At 69.2% G+C, this 4,762-nt stretch carries 4 protein-coding genes; 1 reads left to right on the top strand and 3 read right to left on the bottom strand.

The genetic code is table 11. The features are described from left to right. The 3 genes from KUTG_RS01825 to KUTG_RS01815 all read right to left on the bottom strand — a co-directional run. The coding region (locus KUTG_RS01825) for an arabinofuranosidase catalytic domain-containing protein (RefSeq protein ID WP_304413681.1) at window positions 1–891 on the bottom strand (891 nt) is incomplete at its 3' end. Window positions 892–958: 67 nt separating this feature from the next. Then, window positions 959–1,990 (bottom strand): arabinofuranosidase catalytic domain-containing protein, encoded by a 1,032-nt coding sequence (locus KUTG_RS01820; RefSeq protein WP_052393732.1) that lies wholly within the window; start codon window positions 1,988–1,990, stop codon window positions 959–961. 16 nt (window positions 1,991–2,006) lie between these two features. Further along, window positions 2,007–3,344 (bottom strand): glycoside hydrolase family 30 beta sandwich domain-containing protein, encoded by a 1,338-nt coding sequence (locus KUTG_RS01815; protein ID WP_198046965.1) that lies wholly within the window; start codon window positions 3,342–3,344, stop codon window positions 2,007–2,009. A 538-nt stretch (window positions 3,345–3,882) separates the two neighbouring features. Between KUTG_RS01815 and KUTG_RS60575 the strand changes: the two genes are divergently transcribed. Further along, window positions 3,883–4,762, top strand: an 880-nt coding sequence (locus KUTG_RS60575; protein WP_052393728.1) for an ROK family transcriptional regulator, incomplete at its 3' end; no start/stop codon positions are given.

Here is a 4,762-nt window from a genome sequence, read left to right as displayed (position 1 = left end):
CGCGCCTTGCTTGCGCATCGGGTTGTAGCCGGAGACGTTGGGGCGCTTGCCGTTGTAGAACGTCGACACGCCGCCGGACTGCGCGTTGGCCCCGCGGATGGCCCACTGGTTCTGGCCGCCCTTGACCATGGCCGTCAGGTAGCGGTAGTTCACGGTCGGATCGTTGGCGTTGTAGTGCTGGTTGACGCCGGAGAACAGGCCGTTCTCCAGGTCGGCCATCACCCAGGGGCCGTTGCCGGCCCCGTAGCCCCAGACCTTGATCTTCCCGAAGTAGATGGCCTCCATCGTGCCGTTGCCGTCATCGTGGACGTTCGTCTCGGCGTTGCCGTAGTCGAAGCAGCAGCCGCCGTTGAAGTGCGTGCCGTCGAGGATCGCGTACATGCCCTCGGACTGGTCGCCGGTCGCGATGCCCGAGGTGTGGTCGTCGCGGTAGCCGGTGCCAGCCGCGACGTACACGCCGTAGGCCTTGTGGCCGCCCACGGTGGTCGGCGCGGCGGTGGCGTTGGCGAGGTTGTCGTAGCCGCCGGCCGCCGGTCCCTTGAAGCCACCGGGCGGCGCCTGGGTGAGGTGGTTGCCCTTGCCGGACTGGTCGTAGATCTCGGTGATCACGCAGGTCGTGTTGGCGCAGAAGGAGTCCTGGGCGGCTGCGTTGGCGTAGCCGCCGGGGGACAGGAGGCCGATGTTGGCGGTGTGGCTGTCGGAGCTGCGTCGGACCTGGTAGAGGGGGCCGTTGTAGCCGGAGTAGAGGGCGCGGGTGGTGCTGTGTGCGGCCACGCATGGTGCGCCGCCGGCCGCGTAGATGTCGCACGGCCCGGTGCCGGCCGCGGCAGCCGTCTGCGTGCCAACCACACCCAAACCGGTGAGGGCGAGGCTGACTGCCGCGGTGGCCAACGCCAGCCGTCCACCGGAACTTCCTGGCTTCGGCACGAATGTGCTCCCTTCTCAGCTGCCATCACGGTCAGCGGTAGCCGGCGGCGACAATGCTCGCCTGCACCGCGTTGTCGGTGGCGTCCGACGGATAGCCGGACACCAAGGCCCCCTCGTAGAACGTTCCCTGGCTCAGGTTGATGTTCTGGGCGCAGCAGTCGCCGCCGCTGCCCAGTACGATCGCGCCCTGCTTGCGCATCGGGTTGTAGCCGCCGGGCAGCGAGCCGTCCCACAGCGAGGTGAGGCTGCCGGCCTGCGCGCTGCTGCCTTTGAGTGCGAACCGCGTGGTGCCGTTGTTCTTCAGCATGGCGGTGACGTACTTGTCGGTGAACGCGCGCTGCTGGGGATTCCACTTCGAGCTGCCGCCGGGGAACAGGCCGTACTCGAGGTCCGCCTGCACCCACGGACCGGTTCCGGTGCAGCCCCCGAACCAGCAGCTGGTGCTGAAGTTGATGGCGTCCATCGCCCCGGCGCCGTCGGCCCGGCGGTCGGTCTCGCTGTTGCCGTAGTCGAAGCAACAACCGTGGTTGACGTGCGCGCCGCTGGTCACCATGTACTCGCCCACGGGCGCGCTGCCCTTGGGCACGCCGGTGCTGGAACCGTTTCGCCAGTAGCTGTTGCCCGGGTTGATGTAGAGCGAGTAGACCTTGTGTCCGCCGGCCGTGAGCGACTCCCGGGTCGCGGTCGCCGGGGTGTCCCTACCGCCGGCTCCGCCGGGGCCCTGGTAGGCCAGGTCATTGCCGTGCCCGGACTGGTCGTAGATCACGGTGATCACACAGGAGGTGTTGGCACAGAAGGAATCCTGGGCCGCGGCATCAGCGTAGCCGCCCCTGGTCAGTACGCCGATGCTCGCGGTGTGGCTGTCGGAGCTGCGTCGGACCTGGTACAGGGGGCCGTTGTAGGCGGAGTAGAGGGCGCGGGTGGTGCTGTGTGCGGCCACGCATGGTGTGCCGCCGGCCGCGTAGATGTTGCAGGGCAGGCTGGTCGCCGCGGACGCCGCCGGCGCTGTCACGAGCGTGAGTGCCGCGGCGACGATCAGCAGCCAGATTCGCTTGCCAGGCATGGGTTCCGCCTTTCGCTCAGCGCGTGATGCGGTACGTCACGAGAGACCGCCCGGGCACGGTGGCGGTGAAGGCGCCGTTGCCGAGCGGAATCGAGGGCTGGGCGGCGATGTTGCTGCTGCCGTTGGTCAGGAACGGCGTCACCGTCCCGGCGGTCAGGCCGGTGTTGGCCACCGTGTAGGCCGCCGACGTGCTGGTCGCGGCGGTGTTGAGCGCCACCACGATGATCGAGCCGTCGGGGTTCTTGTAGGCCGAGACGTCGAGGCCGCCGGTGCCGCTGCTGGCGCCGATACGGGTCGCGCCGGGGCGGATGAACCGGCTGTAGTTGGCCAGCGAGTAGTAGCGCTTGGCCGGCGTGAGGGTCGAGCCCCGCAGGCCGATCAGCGAGCTGTCGTGGCTGGTGGTGCTGATGCCCCAGAAGTAGAAGAACGCGTTGAGGTTGGCGTCCGTCAGGCCGGTTTGGACGTGCTGCGCCCAGTTGAAGCCGTCGGCCTGGTTGCCGTCGTCCCAGGCGCCGTCCCATTGGTTGCCGTTGATCGACCACTCCGACTCCCACACGGGCCGGCCGCCCGTGCCGACGGGAGTGGTCGGCGCGCCGGAGTAGCCGTGGCTGGTGAACACGCCGACCGCCGAGTTGGCGGCCGAGTTACCCTGCACCGCGCTGACGTAGCTCGGAAGCTGGTTGAAGCCCAGCGTGTCGCAGCAGGTGATTTTGGTGGAGAGCCCGGACGAGCGCAGGGTCGGGCCGAGCACCGACAGGAAGTTGGCGGCCTGGGCCGGGTTGAACAGCATGCTGCCGAAGCCGCCGGTGCCGGTCGCCGGCTCGTTGACGAAGCCCAGTGTCGACGGCGCGATCCCGGCCGCCGCCCAGAACTTCGTGTCCTGCACCAGGTAGTTGGCGTAGGCCTGGCGCCAGTCGCCGGAGGAGCACGATACGCTCGGCACGCCGCAGAGGCCGCCGCGCTGCCCGCTGTTGGTCATGAAACTCGGCGGCGTCCAGGCGTTGTTGTAGAAGTTCGTGACGCCGTAGCCGTTCTTGGCCTGCAACGCCAGCCACAGCTGGCCGTCCTCGGTGCCGCCGCTGCTCGGGTTCCAGACGTATTGCGGCGTCGCCGACGGGCTGCCCGGGCTGCGGGGCTCGATGGAGTCGCTGCCCGAGGGGATGTCGTTGCGGACGATGCTGAAGCCGGCCCCGTTGCTGGTGCTGAACAGCAGATCCAGCGCCTGCTTCTGGGCCGAGGCGCTCAGACCGCGAATGGCGTTGGCCATGTTGAACGATTCCGAGACGCCGAAGCCGTCGATGTGCTGATAGGTCGTCGCGCCGTTGACGGAGACCGTGGTCGCGGCGCTCGCCATGGGCGCGATCGTGAATATTGTGGCCAGACCGGCGATCGCCACGGCTACCAGCCGGGTTCGCCGTGTGGTTCGGAGCATGCGGACCTCCGTATCGACCGTCGGGCGCGGCGGCCGGGCAGGGTGAGGTGTTAGCGCTAACATTGTTGGGGTGTCGGCAAGGGAGAGCGCGATGGGGCAGGAGTGGAGGGGAGGTTCAGGGAGACCCGGTCGTGGCGTCCTCGACCGAGCGGGTGTCGGCCCGTCCGCGGTCCATGGCTGGCCGGTGGCGCTGCTCGAAGCCCTTGGGGCCCTGGTGTTCGGTCACGTTCGCACGTCCTCGGGCGAGTGTGGGCGCAGCGGCGGGCCGGTAGGCCCGTCACGATCCGTGACTGATGTGTCGCGAGCCGCATGCCGATGCTGGGACCTTGCTGTCTTGGCTGTCAACAGGGTGAACAAATTCGGCCGAACAACCGCGATCCGTTGTCGAATTCCTGTCGAACACCGCCGGGTGGGCCCCGATTTTGTTCACCGCTTGTCGTTTCGGCTGGTACAGGTGTAGATGTCAGTGGTGCACATGGAGATTCCGGCGGCGCGTCCGGGAAACCGCGAGCGGGTCGTCGAACTGCTGCGCACGCGCGGCGCGTTGACCCGAGCGGACCTCGCACGCCTGCTGAACGTTTCTCGGGCCACAGTGTCCACTGTGGTCGCAGGCTTGCACGTGGACGGCCTGCTGGTGGAGAGCGACAGCGCTACCGGAGGCGCGCACCAGCGGCGGGGGCGCCCGGGTAGCCTGCTCACGCTCAATCCCGCGGCCGGCGCGGTGGTCGGCATCGACTTCGGTCACACCCACGTCCGCGTCATCGTGGCCGACCTGGCGCACCGGGTGCTGACCGAGCAGATCCGGGTGCTGGAACGGGATCACGACGCGCGGCACGCGTTGCGGACCGCCGTGTTGCTCACCGAGCAGGCGCTGGCCTCGGCGGAGGTGGACCGGGCCAAGGTGATCGGCGCCGGCGTGGGCCTGCCCGGGCCGGTCAACACGCTCACGGGCGCGGTCGGGTCGTCCAGCATCGCCCCGAGCTGGGTGGGCCTGCGGCCGGCCGAGGAACTCGGCTCGCTGCTCGGACTGCCGGTGATCGTGGAGAACGTGGGCAATCTCGGGGCGCTGGCCGAGGTCACCTGGGGCGCGGGCCGGGGCGCGCAGGTCGCCGTCTACATCAAGCTGGACGCGGGCGTCGGGGCCGGATTCGTGTTGGGTGGCCGGCTCTTTCGGGGCGCGTGCGGGACAGCCGCCGAGTTCGGGCACATGACCGTCGACCCCTCGGGCCCGATCTGCCGCTGCGGCAACCGAGGCTGCCTGGAGACCTATGTGAGTGTGCCGGCGTTGCTCGACCAGCTGCGCCTGCACGACGGCGCCGCGGTGAGCGCGGCGGAGGTGG

Source organism: Kutzneria sp. 744, from assembly GCF_000568255.1.
Taxonomy (GTDB): Bacteria; Actinomycetota; Actinomycetes; order Mycobacteriales; family Pseudonocardiaceae; genus Kutzneria.
Note: the sequence above shows the minus strand (reverse complement) of the source record. Positions and strands in the feature narration are given on the sequence as shown.

Bases quoted from the DNA above. Each gene is read 5' to 3' on its own strand.
- KUTG_RS01820 (WP_052393732.1), bottom strand. From the start codon at position 1,990: ATGCCTGGCAAGCGAATCTGGCTGCTGATCGTCGCCGCGGCACTCACG.
- KUTG_RS01815 (WP_198046965.1), bottom strand. From the start codon at position 3,344: ATGGCGAGCGCCGCGACCACGGTCTCCGTCAACGGCGCGACGACCTAT.